The organism is Microbacterium sp. NPDC057944, from assembly GCF_042887445.1.
Classification (GTDB): Bacteria; Actinomycetota; Actinomycetes; order Actinomycetales; family Microbacteriaceae; genus Microbacterium; species Microbacterium natoriense.
Genome location: NZ_JBHVPJ010000002.1, coordinates 424 through 18770, shown reverse-complemented (window position 1 = coordinate 18770; position 18347 = coordinate 424). Strand labels below are relative to the sequence as shown.

The following is an 18347-nucleotide window of genomic DNA, read 5'->3' as shown; positions in this document are numbered from 1 at the left end:
CACAGCCTCTCGAATCCGCACGTAAAGGGACCAGCCACCGGAAGGTACAGAGTCACCGCGCTCGCAATCATGCTCACAGCCTCTCGAATCCGCGCGTGAGGGCATCGCCAACCGGAAGGTACAGAGTCACCGTCATACTCACAGCCTCTCGAATCCGCACGTAAAGGGACCAGCCACCGGAAGGTACAGAGTCACCGCGCTCGCAATCATGCTCACAGCCTCTCGAATCCGCGCTTGAGTTCCCAGTCGGTGACGGCTGCGTCGAACGCCTCGATCTCGACGTCCGCGTAGTGGACGTAGTGCTTGACCACGTCCTCGCCGAACACCTCGCGGGCGATCTCCGACTGCGCGAGCGCGTCTCTGGCCTCGTGCATGGTCGTCGGCACGATCGGGGCTCCCGACTCGTAGGCGTTGCCCGCGGTCTCCGGCTCCAGCGCGAGTTCGTGCTCGATGCCGTACAGGCCACCCGCGAGCATGGCGGCGAGTCCGAGGTACGGGTTCATGTCGCCGCCGGGCAGGCGGTTCTCCATGCGCGCACCGGCTCCGCGTCCGACCAGCCGCACGGAGGTCGTGCGGTTGTCGATGCCCCATGCGACGGATGTCGGGGCGAAAGACCCCTTGACGAAGCGCTTGTAGGAGTTGATGTTGGGTGCGTAGAACAGCGTGAAGTCGCGCATGGTCGCCAGGACGCCCGCGATGAAGTGGTCGTACAGCGGGGTGCGGGACCCGGTCTCCGCGTCCCAGAAGACCAGAGAGCCGTCGAGTCCGCGCAGGGACATGTGCACGTGGCACGAGTTGCCCTCGCGCTGGTTCGGCTTGGCCATGAACGTGATCGACTGATCGTGCTGGCGGGCGATGTCCTTCGCCGCGGTCTTGTAGACGGCGTGGTTGTCGGCCGTCGTGATGACCTCGTCGTACTTGAACGCGATCTCGTGCTGACCGAAGTTGCACTCGCCCTTCGCCGACTCGACGTTCAACCCCGACGCGTACATGGTGTTGCGGATCTCACGAAGCAGCGGCTCGACCACGCTCGACCCGATGATCGAGTAGTCGATGTTGTAGCGGTTCGCGGGGATGAGTCCGCGGTAGTCGTCGTCCCACGCCTTCTCGTACGGCGTGTTGAAGATCACGAACTCCAGCTCGGTGCCCGCGAGCGCCGTCCAGCCGTGCGCGGCCGCGCGCTCCACCTGCTGCCGCAGGATCTCCCGCGGCGACACCCGCACCGGATGCCCGGACGTCGTGGCGAGGTCGCACTGGATCATTACGCTGCCGGGGCGATGCGGCATCCGCCTGATCGTGGAGTAGTCGGGGATGAACTCCATGTCGCCGTAGCCCGACTCCCACGAGGCGTTCTCGTAGCCGTCGACCGTGTTCATGTCGACGTCGACGGCGAGCAGATAGTTGCATCCCTCGGTGCCGTGCTCCAGCACGGTGTCGAGGAAGAAGCGTCCGTGCAGGAGCTTGCCCTGCAGTCGCCCCTGCATGTCGGTGAAGGCCAGCACGACCGTGTCGATCTCGTCGGCGAGGATCGCCGATCTCAGCTGCTCGACGGTGAGCATGCGGTCGTTGCGGGCCGGGGCGGGGGTGATGTTCATCTGTGCGCACTCATTTCCAGGATTGCCTACTTCAGGAGGCCCTTGAGAAGGGCGGCGGTGGCCTCGCAGTGCGCGGTCATCACGTCGCGGGCCCGAACGGCGTCGCCGTCCAGGATCGCGGCGACGATGGCACGGTGCTCGTCCTCCGCGTGGTCGATGTTCGTCTTCAGGAAGGGGATCTCGGCGAGGAGTTGATGGATCCGCACCTGCACGCCGCTGCAGGCACGGGCGAGCTCGTCGGAGCCGCAGACGGTGCTGATCGCCAGGTGGAACCGGGCATCGGCCTGTCGGTAGTCGGCCGGGGTCTGCGCCTCGGCCAGGTCAGCGAGACTCGTCTCCAGTAGAGCCCGCTGTTCCTCGGTGAGGTCCAGCTGGGCGGCCTGGAAGGCGGCTCCGGGTTCGATGACGGCTCGGAACACGATCACGTCGTCGATCTCTGCGCGGCGCGGCGGGGTCTGACCCGCCGGCCACACCTCGGCGAGCGGTTCGACGACCGTGCCCCCTCCGCGCCCCCGGGTCGTGGACACGAACCCGGCGGCGCGAAGGGCGCTGATGGCCTCCCGGAGCGTGGCCCGGGAGACGTTGAGCTTCTCTGCGAGCTCACGCTCCCCCGGTAGCTTCGTCCCCACCCGGAAGATCCCGAGCTGGATGGCGGAGCCGAGCTGCTCGACGCAGGACTCGAAGGCCATGTGCCCGCGGACCGGGTGGAGCGCAGCATCCACCAGAGGGGAATCCATCAGATCGGTCATCGTGCGACCTCACTCCTCCAGCAGTTCGTCGGCGGCCTTGGTGAGGTGCGCGGCTTCGGCGTGGTTCATGAAATCGCGCTTGCCGTAGGCGAACCAGAGCACGACCGCGAGCACGCCGACCACGACGACCGCGAGAGGCGCGTAGTTGAACGTGTCGACCGTGATCGGCGTCACCGGCGGAAGCACGAACAGGATGACGATGAAGATCACCCAGACCACCGCGACCCACCCGACAACGGCGCTCCAGCGGCCGAGGCTCCACGGCCCCGGCGTGAACTCCCTGTTCAGGCGCCGCAGCAGCACCGGCGTGACATACGCGATGTACAAGCCGATGACGGCGATCGAGGTCACCGCGAGGTATGCCGTGATGTTGAACAGCGCGGGCAGCGTGACGATGATCGAGAGCACGACGCAGAGCCAGATCGAGTTGGTCGGCGTGCCGGTGCGCTTGTTCACCTGGGCCCAGAGGCGGGAGCCGGGGATGGCGTTGTCCCGCGAGAACGCGTAGCTCATGCGCGAGTTCGCCGTGACCGACGCCATGCCGCAGAAGAACTGGGCGCCGCAGACGATGAACAGCAGGAACTTCGCCACATCGGGGTTGTTCAGCGCGTCGAGGAAGATCTGCGCAGGTCCGGAGCCCGTGGTCGTGTTGACGATCGTGGACAGGCCTTCCTCGCTGCCGTCCTGGATCGCGGAGACGATCGTGAAGAGCAGGATCCAGCCGCCGATGATCGAGATCAGCACGCTCATGACGATGCCCTTGGGGGCGGCGACCGCGGCGTTCTTCGTCTCCTCGGCGACGTGCGCCGAGGCGTCGTAGCCGGTGTACGTGTACTGCGCCATGAGCAGACCCATGAGGAACACGTACGGTCCGAAGGTCCAGCCGGTCTCGTTGTGGAAGGTCGTGAACGACCACGCCACATCCTGGTGGTGGGCGGGCATGATCCACAGCACCGCGACGATGATGAGGACGCCGACGATGTGCCACCACGCCGAGACGTTCGACAGCATGCTGACGAGGTTGACGCCGAAGGTGTTGAGCAGACCGTGGATCACGATGATCACGATGAAGAGGCCGAAGGTGTTGAGCGGGTTGACCTCGACGCCCCACATCAGGTTGGCGAAGGCCATCATCGTCGCCGCGGCGCCGTAGTCGATGGCGGCGGTGACGGCGACCTCGCCGAGGAAGTTGAACCAGCCGACGAACCACGCCCACTGACGCTTGTTCTTCTTCGCGAGCCGACCCGCCCAGAAGTAGAGACCGCCTGCGGTGGGGTACCGGGAGCAGACCTCGGCCATCGCGAGGGCGACGCAGAGGACGAAGACACCCACGAGGGGCCAGCCGATGTTGATCGCCATCGGACCGCCGGACTTCAGCGCGATGTTGAAGGAGGTGATGCAGCCGGCGAGGATCGAGATGATCGAGAACGAGACCGCGAAGTTGGAGAAGCCGGACATGCCGCGGTGCAGTTCCTGCTTGTAGCCGAGCTCTGCGAGTGCGGCCGCATCATGGTCGATGGGCTGTGAGTCCGGCGCCTTTGTCGTGTCACTCATAGGGGTGCTACCTGGCTTTCGAGTAGAGGGAGCAGTTGCAGCGATTCTGGCCTCCCCGAACGTCAGCTGTCAATGGTCTGACTTCATACCTTCAACCAGAAGCGCTCGCCGAGACACGCCGGGGCACCGGATGCGCCGGCACCCGGAGAGCGGATGCCGGCGCACCGGCGCGCGTCCGATCGAATGAGCCACTCGGTCGCCGCGCACTGCCGCGACGGGCAGAGAACACGCAGACGACTCAGGCGCCGCGCAGTGCCGCCACGGGCTCGATCCTCGCGGCGCGACGTGCCGGATACCATCCGGAGCCCCAGCCCACGATCGCGCCGAGCACGGCGCCGGCGATGGCGACCCACGGGTCCGTCACGGGAGTCCACCCCTGGACCACAGCCACCACGATCACGGCGAGCACGCCGAGCGCAGAGCCGATCAGACCGCCGATGAAGCCGATCACGATCGACTCGACCATGAACTGCGCGCCGATCTGGCGGCGGGTGGCCCCCAGCGCACGACGGAGGCCGATCTCGCCGATGCGCTCCATCACGCCGAGGAGCGTCACGTTCGCGATGCCGAGACCGCCGGCGAGCAGCGCGATCACTCCGAGGATGAGGAAGACCACGTTCACGTCCGCCTGCACGTTCTGGCTGAGGTCGGATGCGCCCGACGGCGCCTGCGCCTTCAGCGAGTCCGGAGAATCGGGCTGCAGCGCCAGCACGGACTGCTCCGCCACCTGAGGGCCTGCGCCGACCACGATGCGGATGTCGAGCTCAGTGGGCACCGCGAGACCGAAGTCCGCGCGCGCGGCTCCGTTCGGGATGATCACCGCATCCCGCAGCTCGCTCTTGCGCTCGAAGCCGTCGACGATGCCGATCACGGCGTAAGCGACCCCGCCGATGAAGATCGACGGCTGCGAATCGACACGGTTGATGCCCATGTCCTTGGCGAGCCGGTCTCCCACCACCGCGACCCGATCGCCCCTGCTGTCGTGCCCCGCGTCGAAGAAGCGGCCGGTGATCAGCTCGCCCTCCGCGGTGTCGAGAAGCTCGGGAGACGACGAGAACAACTGCGGCGATGCGGCGGGAGCCGCTGACGGGTCGTTCACCGGCACCGCGGTGATCGTCTCGTCGTCGGCGAGCTCGACCTCGCCGAGGAGTGTCGCGCTCTCGACACCGGCGAGAAGCAGCACCCGCTCCGGCGAATCCCACGGGAGGCGGCCGGCGGCGACGGTCTTGCCCTTGGAACCGGACTGCGCCTCGGCGGCGGTCACGACGACCTGCGTCGATGCTGCGCCGTTGAACTGGCTCGCGATCTGGGCGGCGGCCGTCTGGGCGAACCCGATCGTCGCGACGAGGGAGGCGATGCCCAGCACCGTGCCGAGGATGGTCATGACGAGACGCGCGGGGCGGGATCCGATGTCCGCCGTCGCCTCGGCGACCAGGTCCTGGAAGGTGAACCGATCGGCGTGCTTCTCGCCGACCTTCCTGCGGACGGCGCGTGCACTCCCCTGCTCGGGCTGGTCCGCGTTCTCTGCTGTCGCCTTGCGACGCCAGGGCAGGCGCATCACAGCTCGCTCAATCGGCCGTCGGCGATGCGGATGCTGCGGCGGGCCCGCCGAGCGACGTTGTCGTCGTGCGTGATCACGATGAGAGTGAGTCCGTCTTCGTTGAGTTCTTCGAACAGTGACATGACCTCGCCGGACGTGCGCTGATCGAGGTTGCCGGTCGGCTCGTCGGCGAGGAGCAGCTTCGGTCCGCTGACGACCGCCCTGGCCACGGCGACGCGCTGACGCTCACCGCCCGAGAGCGAGTTCGGGAAGAAGTCGACGCGGTGAGACAGCCCGACTCTGGCGAGAGCCTCGCGCGCCCGCGACTCGCGCTCGCGGCGAGGCACTCCGCTGTACAGCATCGGCATCAGCACGTTGTCGAGCACCGTTCGCCGGGGCATCAGGTGGAACGACTGGAACACGAAGCCGATGAACTGCGCACGCACGGCGGCGCGCTCGTCGTCGGAGAGGTCCCCCGTGCGCACGCCGGCGAGGAGGTACTCCCCCACGCTCGGGCGGTCGAGGAGGCCGAGGATGTTGAGCATCGTCGACTTTCCCGAGCCGCTGGGACCGACGATCGAGATGTAGTCCCCCGGTCGCACCTGAAGGGTCGCCCCCTTGAGAGCCTGCACCTCCGGAGGCCCCGGGAAGGATCGGGTGACGTCGCGCAGCTCGACGACGAGCTCGTCGTTCCCGCCGGCATCCTCGAGGGCGTCGGCGGTCTCAGGAGCGTCGCCGATCTCGGGAGCGTCGGTGGTCGCGGTCTGCTCGTCCGTCACCGTCCCACCACCACGAGGTCGCCCTTCTCGAGGTCGCCGTCGACCGGGGTCACCTCCACGGCTCCCTTCGCCGCGAGACCCGTCTCGACCACGACCGTGCGGGTCTTCGCGTCCTTGCCCTTGCGGGGGTCGGACTCGACGACCTCGACGCGCGACTCGCCACCGGGGCCGGCGGTCAGCGCCGCGAGGGGCACCGACAGCACATCGCCCTCGGTCGCGCCGACGGCGATCTGCACACGGACGTTGTTGCCCTGGAGCTGCGTCAGCTGCTCGGCCGTCAGCGGGTCGGGCTCGAAGAGCACCTCCCAGCGCGCCTTGCTGTCCTTGCCCGGCTTCAGCTCCGAGACGACCGCATGGTGCGGAGTGCCGTCGGGCAGCTCGAACGATGCCTCGGCGCCGACCTTGAGCAGTCGTGCATCTGCCTCGGCCGCGGCTCCCGTGAGACGCACGCTCGCTCCGGACACCGTCATGACGGCGCCCTGGATCGTGGTGCCGCGCTTGACGTTGACGGCATCCACTCGCCGCGGGAGCTCGGTGAGGAACAGCACCTCGCCGGCCGGCAGGAACGGCAGCACGGCCTGGCGCGCGCTCTCCAGCGCCTTGTTCGCCGAGTCGACGCCGGCGCGGGCGGAGTCGAGCGCCGCCTTCTCCGGGCCGGTGTTCTTCGACGACCACAGCTGGTCGCGTTCGAGCTTGGTGGTCTGCAGAGCCCACTCCGCCTCCTGGACGCTGGGGCATTTGCCGTCCTCAGCGGGCGGTGTGCAGTTCCTCGCGTCTGTAAGGGCCTGCTCGGCCTGCGCGACCTTGACGTCGGCCTGCCAGCTCTCCAGCTTGGTCGGTCCCGCTCCCGCCGCGGTCAGCGCCTGCTGCGCCTGCGTGACGCTGCTCTGCGCGTCACGGACGCCCTGCTCCGCGCTGCGGACGGCATCCCCCGCACCCTCTTCGGGAGCAGGGGTCGGATAGCCCGCCTGAGCGTAGAGCTGACCGACGGCGTTCGCCGTCGCCTGATCGAACAGATTCGAGCCCACATCGCCCGCATCGATGCCGACGCTCACGAGCGCCTGCTTCAGCTGCAGCACATCGGGCCCGGAGACACCTAGGCGCAGCGTGCGGTAGGCCGGGAGGTCGCCGGGGAGCACGATGACGGGCCGTCCGGCCACCTCGAGCGCGATGGACAGCGGGTTGAGAGTCGCGCCGACCTCGGGGACGGATCCCGTCACGACGCTGCCGCCGCCGCCGGAGGTGTCGATGGTCACATCGACGGCATCCGCATAGCCGACGTCGGCGCGCAGCGTGACGTCGTTGCTCAGCGGACCGAACTCGACGGGCACCGTCACCAGCCCGGCATCCGGCGCCTCCGCGGCCTCGGCCGGCGAGATCAGGAAGCGACCGACGAGGAGCCCCGCGACGAGGCTGACGACCGCGCACAGGGCGACGATCCACAGGGTGCGGTTGCCGCGCAGGATGCGGCGCCAGCCGCTCACCCGCGACATGTCGACCGCGTCCTTCTCCTCGGCGGAGGACTCGGCATCCGCGGTCTCGTCACCCGCGATGATCTCGGAGAAGTCGGATGGGAGCTCTGTCGTGGGGGTCTCGTCGTCCTTCATGCGTCAGTTGTTCTGCTCGGCAGCGGCCTTGAACGCCTCGAGGTCGGCCTTGTTGTCCTTGATGAACTTCTCCTCGCGGGCGAACTGGATCTTCAGCGACTCGTCGGCGTAGGAGGTCTTCTCGCGGCATCCCAGGTCGACCAGAGCGAGAGCGATCTCCTTCTCACCGAGCTCCTTCATCTCCGGGCTCTTGTTCGGGTCTTCGGCCTTCTCCGGGTCGATCTCCGTCGTGCCGTCGCCGTACGCGGCCTCGTAGATCTTGCTCTGCGCGTCGGAGATCGACTGCTGGGCGTCGGTCTGAGCCTTGAACCCGGGCTCGCCGCCGTCGGCCATGCACGAGGCCCACTTCGCGTTCAGCGCCTTGAGCTCAGACGACTCCTGCGTCGTCGACCACAGCTCGGTCATCTTGTCGCGGAGGTCGGCGAACTGGTCGGACTGCCAAGGGTCCTCGCCCTGGAGTTCGTGCTGAGCCCATCCCTGGCAGCCGCCGTCCTCCCAGTTGTACTCGTAGCTTCCGCCCTCTTCCGTGTCCTCCATCTCCTGAGGAGCGCCGTAGGCGGTCTCGTAGAACGCGGTGCGCTCGGACTCGGAGAGCGAGTCGAGATACTTCTGGTTCGGGTCGACGTACTCCTCGCCGGGGTCGCTCTCACCCTGCTCGCTGAACGGGTTGTTCACGATGCCGTAGCCGTACTTCTCGACCCAGGACTTCTTCTCGGGCTCCCACTCGACGTCTTCGCCGGAGGAGACCACGGTGCCGCCGTTCTGCAGGTTCGGTTTGTACTCGAAGCCCTCCTTGGCCATGCACTCGGCCATCAGGTCCTCCTGCTTGCGCTGCTGCTCGTCGAGCTTCTTCTGCTGCTCCTCCGGCGACAGGTCTCCCCCGTAGGCGGCGCTGAGGTACTTGTTCAGCGGCGAGTCCTCGTAGGTCAGGCCGCCGTTCCCTCCGCCCGTCGAGCATCCGGCAAGGGTGAGCGCCAGCGCAGCTGCGGCGAGGACCGCAAGAGGACCGGTGGATCGCATGTCGTTACTCCTTCATCGGCCCCGGTTCGACGACCGGAGAGTTGCATACCGAGAAAGCATAATTGAGCGTCGCGAAAACTCGCGTCCCCCATATGGGGGACATTTCGATCCGCGCTATACAGCGCGAGGATGAGATGTGGCGTAGATGTCCCGCAGAGCGTCAACGGAGACGTGCGTGTAGATCTGGGTCGTGGCCACGGACGCGTGGCCGAGGAGCTCCTGCACGACGCGCACATCCGCGCCCCCCTGCAGCAGATGCGTCGCGAAGGAGTGACGCAGCGTGTGCGGCGAGATCTCCGCCGTGATCTGGGCATGCTCTGCCGCCGCGCGGATCACGAGCCAGGCGCTTTGCCTCGACAGGGGCGCGCCCCGCGCGCCGAGAAACAGCTTCGCCGAGGCCCTCCCCTTCGCCGCCAGGCCCGGCCGCACCCTCGTCAGATACGAGTCGACGGCCGCACGCGCATACGAGCCGATCGGGACGATGCGCTCCTTCGAGCCCTTGCCGCGCAGACGCAGCACATCGCCGTGCGCCAGATCGTCGACGTCGAGTCCCACGGCTTCGGAGACCCGAGCGCCGGTCGCGTAGAGGAGTTCGAGCAGCGCCCGGTCCCGGATGCCGAGGGGATCCTCGCCGGACGGAGCCGACAGCAGCCGCTCGACCTGGTCGATCGTGAGCGCCTTCGGCAGTCGGCGCGGCGCCTTGGGCGGCCGCAGCCGTCCGGTCGGATCGTCCTGCTCGATGCCCTCTCGAGCGAGGAAGCGATGCCAGCCGCGCACAGACGACTGCAGTCGCGCGAGGCTCGTCGCCGCGGGAGCAGGGACCGCCGAGGATCTCTCGGCGATGAAGCGCCCGACCACGGCCTGGGTGATCTCACCGGAGTCGGTGATTCCGCCTGCCTCGAGCCACGCGAGGTAGCCGCCGAGGTCACGGCGGTACGCGGAGATCGTGTGCGCGCTGAGCCCGCGCTCGATCGTGACATGACGCAGGTAGGCGTCGAGGGCACGGTCGAGCTGCACGACTACGCCCTCGCGCGGTGCCGTTCGGCCGCGAGCACGCCGATCGCGAGCAGCGCGTTGTGCATGCGCCCGTCGAGCACGGCGCCGACGGCATCCGCCAGAGGGATCCATTCGACGCGGATGTCCGCCTCCTCGTCCTCGCGCGCGTGCGCATCGGGAAGCTCCGACAGACCCGTCGCCAGGAAGAAGTGCACGATCTCGTTGCTGCCCCCTGGCGTCGCGTAGGCGCTGAGCAGCGGCTCCCAGTGCGCGGCTCGGAGATCGGCCTCCTCCGCCAGCTCACGCTGCGCGGCGACCACCGGTTCCTCGCCCTCCACATCCAGCAGGCCGGCGGGCAGCTCCCAATCGCGACGGCGGATCGGATGCCGGTACTGCTGGATCAGCAGCACGCGGTCGTCCTCGTCGACCGCGACGATCGCCACGGCGCCGGTGTGATCGATGTACTGGCGGACGATCTCACCGTCGCCGTAGCGGATCCGGTCCGAACGGACGTCCCAGACCGCGCCGCGGTAGACGAGCTCGCTGTCAATGACCGCGGGCTCGAACAGCTCGTCCTGAAGACTCTCGGGCGAGACTCCCCCGGTTCGCTCAGGCATCGTCGCTGACGTCGAACAGCTCGCTGGCGCGGTGCCGCTCGATCGCCGCTCCCACCAGACCGCGGAACAGCGGGTGCGGGGCGGTCGGACGCGAGCGCAGCTCGGGGTGCGCCTGGGTGGCGATGTAGTACGGGTGCACATCCCGCGGAAGCTCCACGTACTCGACCAGATCGAGCTCGGGGTTCAGTCCGGAGAACACCAGACCCGCGTCCGCGAGGCGCGCACGGTACGCGTTGTTCACCTCGTAGCGGTGACGGTGACGCTCGGAGGCCAGAGGGGCGCCGTAGAGCTCGCGGGCGAGCGATCCCTCGGCGAGGGCGGCCTGGTAGAGGCCGAGACGCATGGTGCCGCCGAGGTCTCCGCCGTCGAGGATCTCGATCTGCTCGGCCATCGTCGCGATCACCGGCTCCGTGGTCTCGGGGTCGAACTCGCTGGACGATGCACCGGCGATGCCGGCGACGTCGCGGGCGTACTCGATCACCATGCACTGAAGACCCAGGCACAGACCCAAAGTCGGGATGCCCTGCTCGCGCGCGAACTTGAGCGCGCCGAGCTTGCCCTCGATGCCGCGGATGCCGAAGCCGCCGGGCACGCAGATGCCGTCGAGCTGCGAGAGCTGCTCCTTGGCGCCCTCGGGGGTCTCGCACAGGTCGGAGGGGATCCAGCGGATGTTGACCTTGGTCTCCTGCGCGAACCCGCCGGCCTTGAGGGCCTCGGTCACGGAGAGGTATGCGTCCGGGAGGTCGATGTACTTGCCGACCAGGCCGATCGTGACCTCGTGCTTGGGGTTGTGCACGGCGTGCAGCACCGTGTTCCAACGGGACCAGTCGACGTCCGCCGCCTTCTGGTCGAGACCGAGACGACGCACGATGTAGGAGTCGAGACCCTGCTCGTTCAGCGTCGACGGGATGTCGTAGATGCTCGGCAGATCGACCGTGTTGATGACGCCCTCGGCGTCGACGTCGCACATGAGGGCGATCTTGTTGCGATTGCTCTCGCTCACGGGGCGGTCGCTGCGCAGCACCAGCGCGTCGGGCTGGATGCCGACCTGCCGGAGAGCGGCCACCGAGTGCTGGGTGGGCTTGGTCTTCTGCTCGCCCGATGCGCCCATGAACGGCACCAGCGACACGTGCACGAAGAACACGCTGTCGCGGCCGAGCTCGTGACGGAGCTGGCGCGCGGACTCGAGGAACGGCTGCGACTCGATGTCGCCGACCGTGCCGCCGACCTCGGTGATGATCACGTCGGGGCGGGGCTCCTCGGTCGCCTGCAGACGCATGCGGCGCTTGATCTCGTCGGTGATGTGCGGGATGACCTGCACCGTGTCGCCGAGGTACTCCCCGCGGCGCTCGCGCGCGATGACCTGCGAGTAGATTTGGCCGGTGGTGACGTTGGCCGCCTGCGACAGGTTGATGTCGAGGAAGCGCTCGTAGTGGCCGATGTCGAGGTCGGTCTCCGCGCCGTCGTCGGTGACGAACACCTCACCGTGCTGGAACGGGTTCATCGTTCCGGGATCGACGTTCAGATAGGGATCGAGCTTCTGCATCACGACGCGCAGTCCGCGCGCGGTGAGCAGGTTGCCCAGGCTGGCCGCCGTGAGCCCCTTGCCCAAAGACGAAACGACACCACCAGTCACGAAGATGTGCTTGGTCGTGTCGTTCTTGGGCCCCGCGGAAGAAGAGTTCATCACGGGCTTCGATCCTATCAGGCGGTGGGGGCCCCGAGGCTGAGAAGTTCTCGGGCGTGTGTCAGGGCGGCATCCGAATCGGTCAGTCCGGACAGCAGTCTGGCCATCTCGGCCTCGCGCTCGGGGCCGTCCAGGCGTCGGACGCTGGACGCCGTGACCGCGCCGTCATTGGCTTTGACGACTGAGAGATGGTTCGTGGCGAAGGCGGCGACCTGGGCGAGGTGCGTCACCGCGATCACCTGAGATCTCTCGGCGAGTCGGGCGAGTCGTCGACCGACCTCGATCGCGGCGGCGCCTCCGATGCCCGCGTCGACCTCGTCGAACACGAAGGTGGGCACGGGGTCGGTTCCGGCGATCACGACCTCGATCGCGAGCATCACCCTGGACAGCTCGCCGCCCGATGCGCCCTTGGCCACGGAGCGGGGTTCCGCGCCGGGATGCGGGGCGAGCAGGATCGCGACGTCGTCGCGTCCGTGCGCAGTCTCCGCCCCCTCGCTCACCGAGACCTCGAGGCGCGCGTCAGGCATGGCCAGAGCATGCAGTTCCTCGCTCACCGCGGCGCCCAGCCGCGAAGCGGCTGCGACGCGGGCGTCTGTCAGGGAACGCGCGTGGCCGTCGAGCTCGGCTCGCGCGGCGTCGCGCTCCTTCTCCAGACGCTCGATCCGGTCTCCGTCGTCATCGAGCTCGGCGAGCCGGGCCGAACCGGTCTGCCACAGTTCCAGCGCGTCTTCGAGAGAGCCGTGGGCGCGGACGAGCACGCCGAGCGCCGCCCTGCGCTCCTCGACCGCGGCCAGCTCATGCGGGCCTGATTCGTCGAGGTCGGCGAGGTAGGCCGAGAGCTGTCCTGCGATGTCCGCCACGCGATAGCCGACATCGGCGAGAGACTGCGCGAGCTCGGTCAGCGTCGCATCCGAGGCGCGCTCCAGCACCCTGCGCGCCTCCCCGATGAGACCGGAGACGTCGGGATCGCCCTCTTCGCTCGACAGCGCCGTGTGGGCGAGGGATGCTGCAAGCCGCAGCTCCTCGGAGTTCGCGAGGCGCTCGGCCCTGGCCGTCAGCTCCGAGTCCTCCCCCGCTTCGGGCGCGGTCGCCTCGATCAGCGCCAGCGCTTCGCGCAGACGCGTGGCCTCCTCGAGTCGCCGATCGCGATTCTCGGTGATGTCGGTGATCTCCGCATCGAGAGCACGCCAGCGTGCGAAGGAGCTCTCGTACGCCCTCAGCGCCTCCGCGATGGGCGCCCCACCGAACCGGTCCAGGGCGTCGCGCTGCGCGGACGCGGACTTCAGACGCAGCTGCTCGGACTGACCGTGCACGACCACGAGTTCCTCCGCCAGAGCGGAGAGGACGCCGGCCGGTGCCGCACGACCCCCGACGCTGGCTCTGCTGCGCCCCTCGGCGCTGAGGCTGCGCGACACGTAGAGCTCGGCCGACCCGGCGCCGACAGGTTCGAGATCGCCTCCGGCATCCGCCACGATGTCGGCCACGTCACCGGTCTCTGGGACGATCCACACCCCGGCGACGGAGGCCTGAGCGGCGCCGGCACGGACGGCGCCCGAATCGGCGCGCTGCCCCAGGAGGAGTCCGAGCCCCGTAACGACCATGGTCTTTCCCGCGCCGGTCTCGCCGGTGATCGCCGTGAAACCAGGGCCGAGGGGCAGCACCGCGTCTGCGATGACTCCGAGGCCCTGCATCCGCATCTCCTCGATCACGACTGCACCTGCGCATCCTGGCCGCGCCACCCGGCGACGGGCAGCTGGAACTTGCGCACGAGACGGTTCGTGAACGCCGTCGGATGCAGGCGCGCGAGCCGCACGGGGCGGGACGACCGGCGGACGACGACGCGCGCGCCCGGCGGCAGTTCGTGCGAGCGGCGTCCGTCGCACCACAGGATGCCCGAGCCGGAGGTGCCCTCGAGCATCTCGATCGCGACGGCCGCATCAGGGCTGACCACGAGCGGCTTCGCGAACAGCGCATGCGCCGACAGCGGGATCACCGCGATGGCCTCGACGCTGGGCCAGATCACGGGCCCGCCGGCGGAGAAGTTGTAGGCGGTGGAACCGGTCGGCGTGGACACGACCATGCCGTCGCAGCCGAAGCTCGACAGCGGAAGGCCGTCGATCTCGAGCACGACCTCGATCATCCGCTCACGGCTGGCCTTCTCGACCGTCGCCTCGTTCAGCGCCCAGGTCTCGTAGATCACCGCACCCGCGGAGTCCTTCACGCGCACGGAGAGCGCGAGACGCTCCTCGACCTCGTAGTCCCTCGCGATCACACGGCGTACCGCGTCGTCCATGTCGTCTCGGTCGATCTCCGCGAGGAATCCGACGTGCCCCATGTTGATGCCGAGAACGGGGGCCGCACACCCGCGCACGAGCTCTGCCGCGCGCAGGATCGTGCCGTCGCCGCCGAGGACGATGGCGAGCTCGAGCTCGGCCTGGTCGACCGTCTTCCCGAGAACGTCGACATCGGCGAACATCGGATCAACGGCGGAGAGATCCGCGCTGTCGTCGGCCGCGAGCACGGGGCGAGCGCCCGCTTCTCGCAGCGCCTCGACGACACGCCGCGCGGCATGGACCGTGTCCTCACGGCCCGCATGGGCGACGACCAGGATGCTGCGCTCGTTCATCGACTCCCTGCCAGTGCGTTGATGCGGTCTGACCATTCTGACGGATCGCTGCCCCGACCGGGCGCGAGGTGGACCAGATACTCGGTGTTGCCATGGGTGCCCAGCAGGGGCGACGGAAGGATGCCGAGCATCCCGAGTCCGGCGTCCCAGGCGCTCCACACCGTTCGGGCCACGGCATCCGCCCTGGTCGCCGGGTCGGTGACGAGCCCTCCGCGCACGGCGGTGCGCCCGACTTCGAACTGCGGCTTCACGAGAAGCACGATGTCGGAGTCGGGGGCGGCGACCCCGGCGACCGCCGGGAGCACGAGTTCGAGCGAGATGAAGGAGAGGTCGCCGACGACGAGATCGGGGCGCGCGGACTCCCCCGTCGCCGCGGCGAGGTTCTCGGGAGTCATGTGCCGGACGTTGTAGCCCTCGACGAGCACGACACCGGTATCCGCGGCGATGGATGCCGCGAGCTGATCGTGGCCGACGTCGACCGCGAGAACGCGCCGGGCTCCGCGCTCGCGCAGCACCTGGGTGAATCCGCCGGTGGAGGCTCCCATGTCGAGGGCGAGTCGTCCGTCAACGGCGATGCCGAAGCCGTCGAGTCCCGCGATGAGCTTGTGCGCGGCCCGACCGACGTAGTGATCGGACTCGGCGACGGAGATCTCCGCCGAGTCGGCTACGGGCGTCGACGCCTTCACGGTCGGGCGTCCGTCGACGCTGACCAGGCCCTCTGCGATCAGAGTGGCCGCGTGCGAGCGCGAGCGGGCGAGACCTCGCGCTGCGAGGGCGGCATCCAGTCGTGTCATCGGGACGCCGTGGTCTCGCGCTGGTCGAGCTTGGCTCCGCTCTCCAGACGACGCGACAGGTCTTCGTGCAGTGCCGAGTACGCCTCTGCGCGATCGGCGAGCGGCTGTCCTTCGATCAGACGCAGGCGGCTCCACAGGCCGTCAGTCGGCGCAGTCGTCTCTTCGCTCACGCTTCTACTGTACGCGGGAGGTCGGACACGCCGTCCGCGCCACGTCAGGGTCGGTGGAAAGGATCGTCGTACAGACGTTCGGGGACGCGCAGCACGAACACCGGCGTTCCGGAGGCCCAGATCGCGGATGCTCCGGCGCGGAGCAGGTCGATCTGCGCGTCGCCCTCGGCGAGGATCTCGACGTCTCCCCCGGTCACGCGCACGCCGGCGCCGTTGACCCAGTGCCCGCCATCGCGTTGCACACTCTCCGGATAGGGTTCGTGAAGCTCGCGGAGATCGCTGAGGATGTATGTGGGACGAGACCCCTCGGGGGCGGCGAGAACGTGCTTGGGCCGATCGATCCCCGTGAGCACCAGAGCGGAGTCGATTCCCGCACGCACGGCGCCGAGGATGTCGGTGTCCAGTCGGTCGCCGATGAAGAGCGCCTGATGCGCGTCGAAACGCGCCTTCGCCTCCTCGAAGATGGGCACCTCTGGCTTGCCCGCGACGGTCGCGAGCCGACCGATGGCGGTGTGCACAGCCGAGACCAGCGTGCCGTTGCCCGGGGCGACGCCGCGTTCTCGCGGAATCGTCCAGTCGGTGTTCGTGGCGATCCACGGAATGCCGCCCTCGTCTTCGGGGAGTTTCAGCGCGAAGGCCGCCTCGGCGAGATCCGTCCATGCGACCTCAGGGGCGAACCCCTGCACCACAGCGGCCGGAGCATCCTCCGCGCTGCGGGTCACGACGTAGCCCGCCTTCTGCACCTCGTCGACGAGGCCGTCGCCGCCGACGACCATGATCGTCGCCGGAGCAGGGACCATGGTCGTGAGCAGGCGCATCGCGGCCTGCGGACTCGTGACCACATCGGACGGAGCCACCGTGAGACCCAGCCCGGTGAGGTGCTCGGCGACCGCGGCATCCGTTCGGGACGCGTTGTTCGTGATGTAGCCGAGACGCGCATGCTCCGCCGCCCTGTTCAGGCTCTCCACCGCGTACGGCAGGGCGCCCGGACCGGCGTAGACCACGCCGTCGAGATCGGCGAGCACGGTGTCGACGCCGTCCAACGGCGTGCGAAGCGACTGCTTCTTCGAGAACAACCCCATCAGGCGCTCTGGCCGTCGCCTGCGGAGTCGTCCTCCTGGTCTTCTGCCGTCTGCGCGTCGTCGTCTTCGCCGAGGAGCTCGCGGACCTCATCCTCGACGGACGGCTCGGCCGCGACCGCGCCATCGCGAGGTGCGTCAGAGTCGGCTGCGTCGTCTACAACGGCGTCAGTGCTCGCGGTGTCGGCATCGACATCGACATCGGCTGCTTCGGATGCGTCAGCTGCGTCAGCTGCGTCAGCTGCGTCAGCTGCGTCAGCTGCGTCAGCTGCGTCAGCTGCGTCAGTTTCTGCAGTGTCGTCTTCGTCTTCGTCCTCGATCAAGTGATCCTCGACGAAGATCTCCTCGTCGCCGGCCTCATCGATGCCCAGCGCCTCTGCGGCGACTTCGGCTCGCTTCATCCAGAACTCGGCTTCCTCGGTGCGACCGAGGTCCTCGAGCACGGCCGCGCGGGCTGCGAAGAGGGCGGGGCTCCAGTCGAAGGCACGATCAGGGTCGAGTTCGGGGATCTCCAACTCGCCGAGGGCGAGTTCGAGGTCTCCCTGGTCGAGGCGGGCGCCGGACATCGCGATTGCGAGGGCGACCCGCACCGGGGTTTCAAGCGTCGTGCGGTCGACGGCTCGACCGGTCTCGAGAGCGCGGTCGGGCCGCCCGATGCCGCGCTCGCTGTCGACCATGAGCGCGATCTGGTCGTCATTGCCGGAGATACGACGGTAGGTGCGGAGCTCACGCAGCGCGAGCGCGAAGTCCTCGGTCGCGTACGCGGTGATGCCGAGAGTCTCGCGGACGATCGCGATGCGCCCTGCGCTCCGCGATGCGGCGAGAGCGTGCTCGTGCGCGAGCTGGGGGTCTTCATCGATGAGACGCGACGCCATCGCGAGATGCCGCGCGACCCGCTCGGCGTTCTCCTTGCTCAGTGTCTTGAGCTCGTTACGGGCGGACGGGTGCAGATCGCGAGCGGTGACGTCCTCGGGGACCTCCGGATCGTTGTGCCGCGGACGGTCACCGCTGGCCTGCGGCGCCCTGTCCCGTCCTGCTCCCCCGCGCTGCGGGAACGAGCGATTGCTTCGTTCACGATCGTTGTCGCGGCCGTAGCCACCCTCACGACGCGGGGCGCCACCGTCGCGGTTGTAGCCGCCTTCGCGGCGGGGCGCTGCACCGTCGCGGTTGTAACCACCCTCACGGCGGGGCGCTGCACCGTCGCGGTTGTAACCACCCTCGCGACGCGGGGCACCACCATCACGGTTGTACCCGCCATCGCGACGGGGCGCTGCACCGTCGCGGTTGTACCCGCCCTCGCGACGCGGGGCACCACCGTCACGGTTGTAGCCACCTTCGCGGCGCGGGGCACCACCATCACGGTTGTAACCACCCTCGCGACGGGGCGCTGCACCGTCGCGGTTGTAACCACCCTCACGACGCGGGGCACCACCATCACGGTTGTAACCACCCTCGCGACGGGGCGCTGCACCGTCGCGGTTGTAACCACCCTCGCGACGCGGGGCACCACCATCACGGCTGTACCCACCCTCAC

The 18347-nt window shown here is 68.5% G+C and carries 16 protein-coding genes; all 16 read right to left on the bottom strand.

The genetic code is table 11. The features are described from left to right. Positions 1–212: 212 nt before the first annotated feature. A complete protein-coding gene (locus ACFVRO_RS09475) occupies positions 213–1595 on the bottom strand; it encodes a glutamine synthetase family protein (RefSeq protein WP_386951671.1) in 1383 nt (460 codons plus the stop codon). Positions 1596–1621: 26 nt separating this feature from the next. Beyond that, a complete protein-coding gene (locus tag ACFVRO_RS09470) occupies positions 1622–2344 on the bottom strand; it encodes a FadR/GntR family transcriptional regulator (protein WP_386951668.1) in 723 nt (240 codons plus the stop codon). Positions 2345–2353: 9 nt separating this feature from the next. Further along, positions 2354–3898, bottom strand: a complete 1545-nt coding sequence (locus ACFVRO_RS09465) for an amino acid permease (RefSeq protein ID WP_386951665.1) — start codon at positions 3896–3898, stop codon at positions 2354–2356. Between the two features lie 238 nt (positions 3899–4136). Then, positions 4137–5456, bottom strand: a complete 1320-nt coding sequence (locus ACFVRO_RS09460) for an ABC transporter permease (RefSeq protein WP_386951662.1) — start codon at positions 5454–5456, stop codon at positions 4137–4139. Continuing rightward, entirely contained in the window at positions 5456–6178 is a 723-nt protein-coding gene (locus ACFVRO_RS09455; RefSeq protein ID WP_386954437.1) for an ABC transporter ATP-binding protein, read from the bottom strand. The genes ACFVRO_RS09460 and ACFVRO_RS09455 overlap by 1 nt, the downstream gene beginning before the upstream one ends. A gap of 35 nt (positions 6179–6213) precedes the next feature. Continuing rightward, positions 6214–7824 (bottom strand): hypothetical protein, encoded by a 1611-nt coding sequence (locus ACFVRO_RS09450; RefSeq protein WP_386951660.1) that lies wholly within the window; start codon positions 7822–7824, stop codon positions 6214–6216. Positions 7825–7827: 3 nt separating this feature from the next. Continuing rightward, positions 7828–8844, bottom strand: coding sequence for a hypothetical protein (locus ACFVRO_RS09445; protein WP_386951657.1), 1017 nt, complete (start codon positions 8842–8844; stop codon positions 7828–7830). Positions 8845–8958: 114 nt separating this feature from the next. Then, positions 8959–9861 (bottom strand): site-specific tyrosine recombinase XerD, encoded by a 903-nt coding sequence (gene xerD, locus ACFVRO_RS09440; RefSeq protein WP_386951654.1) that lies wholly within the window; start codon positions 9859–9861, stop codon positions 8959–8961. A 2-nt stretch (positions 9862–9863) separates the two neighbouring features. Then, positions 9864–10457, bottom strand: a complete 594-nt coding sequence (locus tag ACFVRO_RS09435; protein ID WP_386951652.1) for an NUDIX domain-containing protein — start codon at positions 10455–10457, stop codon at positions 9864–9866. Next, a complete protein-coding gene (locus ACFVRO_RS09430) occupies positions 10450–12144 on the bottom strand; it encodes a CTP synthase (RefSeq protein ID WP_105676878.1) in 1695 nt (564 codons plus the stop codon). The genes ACFVRO_RS09435 and ACFVRO_RS09430 overlap by 8 nt, the downstream gene beginning before the upstream one ends. 17 nt (positions 12145–12161) lie before the next feature. Then, positions 12162–13853 (bottom strand): DNA repair protein RecN, encoded by a 1692-nt coding sequence (recN, locus tag ACFVRO_RS09425; protein WP_386951649.1) that lies wholly within the window; start codon positions 13851–13853, stop codon positions 12162–12164. Continuing rightward, the gene (locus ACFVRO_RS09420; protein ID WP_105676881.1) at positions 13850–14770 is read right to left on the bottom strand and encodes an NAD kinase; all 921 of its coding nucleotides are present in this window, start codon (positions 14768–14770) and stop codon (positions 13850–13852) included. The genes recN and ACFVRO_RS09420 overlap by 4 nt, the downstream gene beginning before the upstream one ends. Beyond that, complete coding sequence (locus tag ACFVRO_RS09415) at positions 14767–15564, bottom strand: TlyA family RNA methyltransferase (protein ID WP_386951646.1); 798 nt, start codon at positions 15562–15564, stop codon at positions 14767–14769. Before ACFVRO_RS09415 ends, ACFVRO_RS09420 begins: the two co-directional genes overlap by 4 nt. After that, positions 15561–15734, bottom strand: a complete 174-nt coding sequence (locus tag ACFVRO_RS09410) for a hypothetical protein (protein ID WP_181155975.1) — start codon at positions 15732–15734, stop codon at positions 15561–15563. The genes ACFVRO_RS09415 and ACFVRO_RS09410 overlap by 4 nt, the downstream gene beginning before the upstream one ends. 44 nt (positions 15735–15778) lie before the next feature. Further along, a complete protein-coding gene (locus tag ACFVRO_RS09405) occupies positions 15779–16816 on the bottom strand; it encodes an HAD-IIA family hydrolase (protein WP_386951643.1) in 1038 nt (345 codons plus the stop codon). After that, positions 16816–18347: hypothetical protein (locus ACFVRO_RS09400; RefSeq protein ID WP_386951640.1), on the bottom strand; the 1532-nt coding region annotated here is incomplete at its 5' end. The genes ACFVRO_RS09405 and ACFVRO_RS09400, both read right to left, overlap by 1 nt.

Coding starts and splice junctions, on each gene's coding strand:
- ACFVRO_RS09470 (WP_386951668.1), bottom strand. CDS start 2,344: ATGACCGATCTGATGGATTCCCCTCTGGTGGATGCTGCGCTCCACCCG.
- ACFVRO_RS09450 (WP_386951660.1), bottom strand. CDS start 7,824: ATGAAGGACGACGAGACCCCCACGACAGAGCTCCCATCCGACTTCTCC.
- ACFVRO_RS09445 (WP_386951657.1), bottom strand. CDS start 8,844: ATGCGATCCACCGGTCCTCTTGCGGTCCTCGCCGCAGCTGCGCTGGCG.
- ACFVRO_RS09430 (WP_105676878.1), bottom strand. CDS start 12,144: ATGAACTCTTCTTCCGCGGGGCCCAAGAACGACACGACCAAGCACATC.
- ACFVRO_RS09475 (WP_386951671.1), bottom strand. CDS start 1,595: ATGAACATCACCCCCGCCCCGGCCCGCAACGACCGCATGCTCACCGTC.
- ACFVRO_RS09415 (WP_386951646.1), bottom strand. CDS start 15,564: ATGACACGACTGGATGCCGCCCTCGCAGCGCGAGGTCTCGCCCGCTCG.
- ACFVRO_RS09405 (WP_386951643.1), bottom strand. CDS start 16,816: ATGGGGTTGTTCTCGAAGAAGCAGTCGCTTCGCACGCCGTTGGACGGC.
- ACFVRO_RS09420 (WP_105676881.1), bottom strand. CDS start 14,770: ATGAACGAGCGCAGCATCCTGGTCGTCGCCCATGCGGGCCGTGAGGAC.
- ACFVRO_RS09435 (WP_386951652.1), bottom strand. CDS start 10,457: ATGCCTGAGCGAACCGGGGGAGTCTCGCCCGAGAGTCTTCAGGACGAG.
- ACFVRO_RS09460 (WP_386951662.1), bottom strand. CDS start 5,456: ATGCGCCTGCCCTGGCGTCGCAAGGCGACAGCAGAGAACGCGGACCAG.
- ACFVRO_RS09465 (WP_386951665.1), bottom strand. CDS start 3,898: ATGAGTGACACGACAAAGGCGCCGGACTCACAGCCCATCGACCATGAT.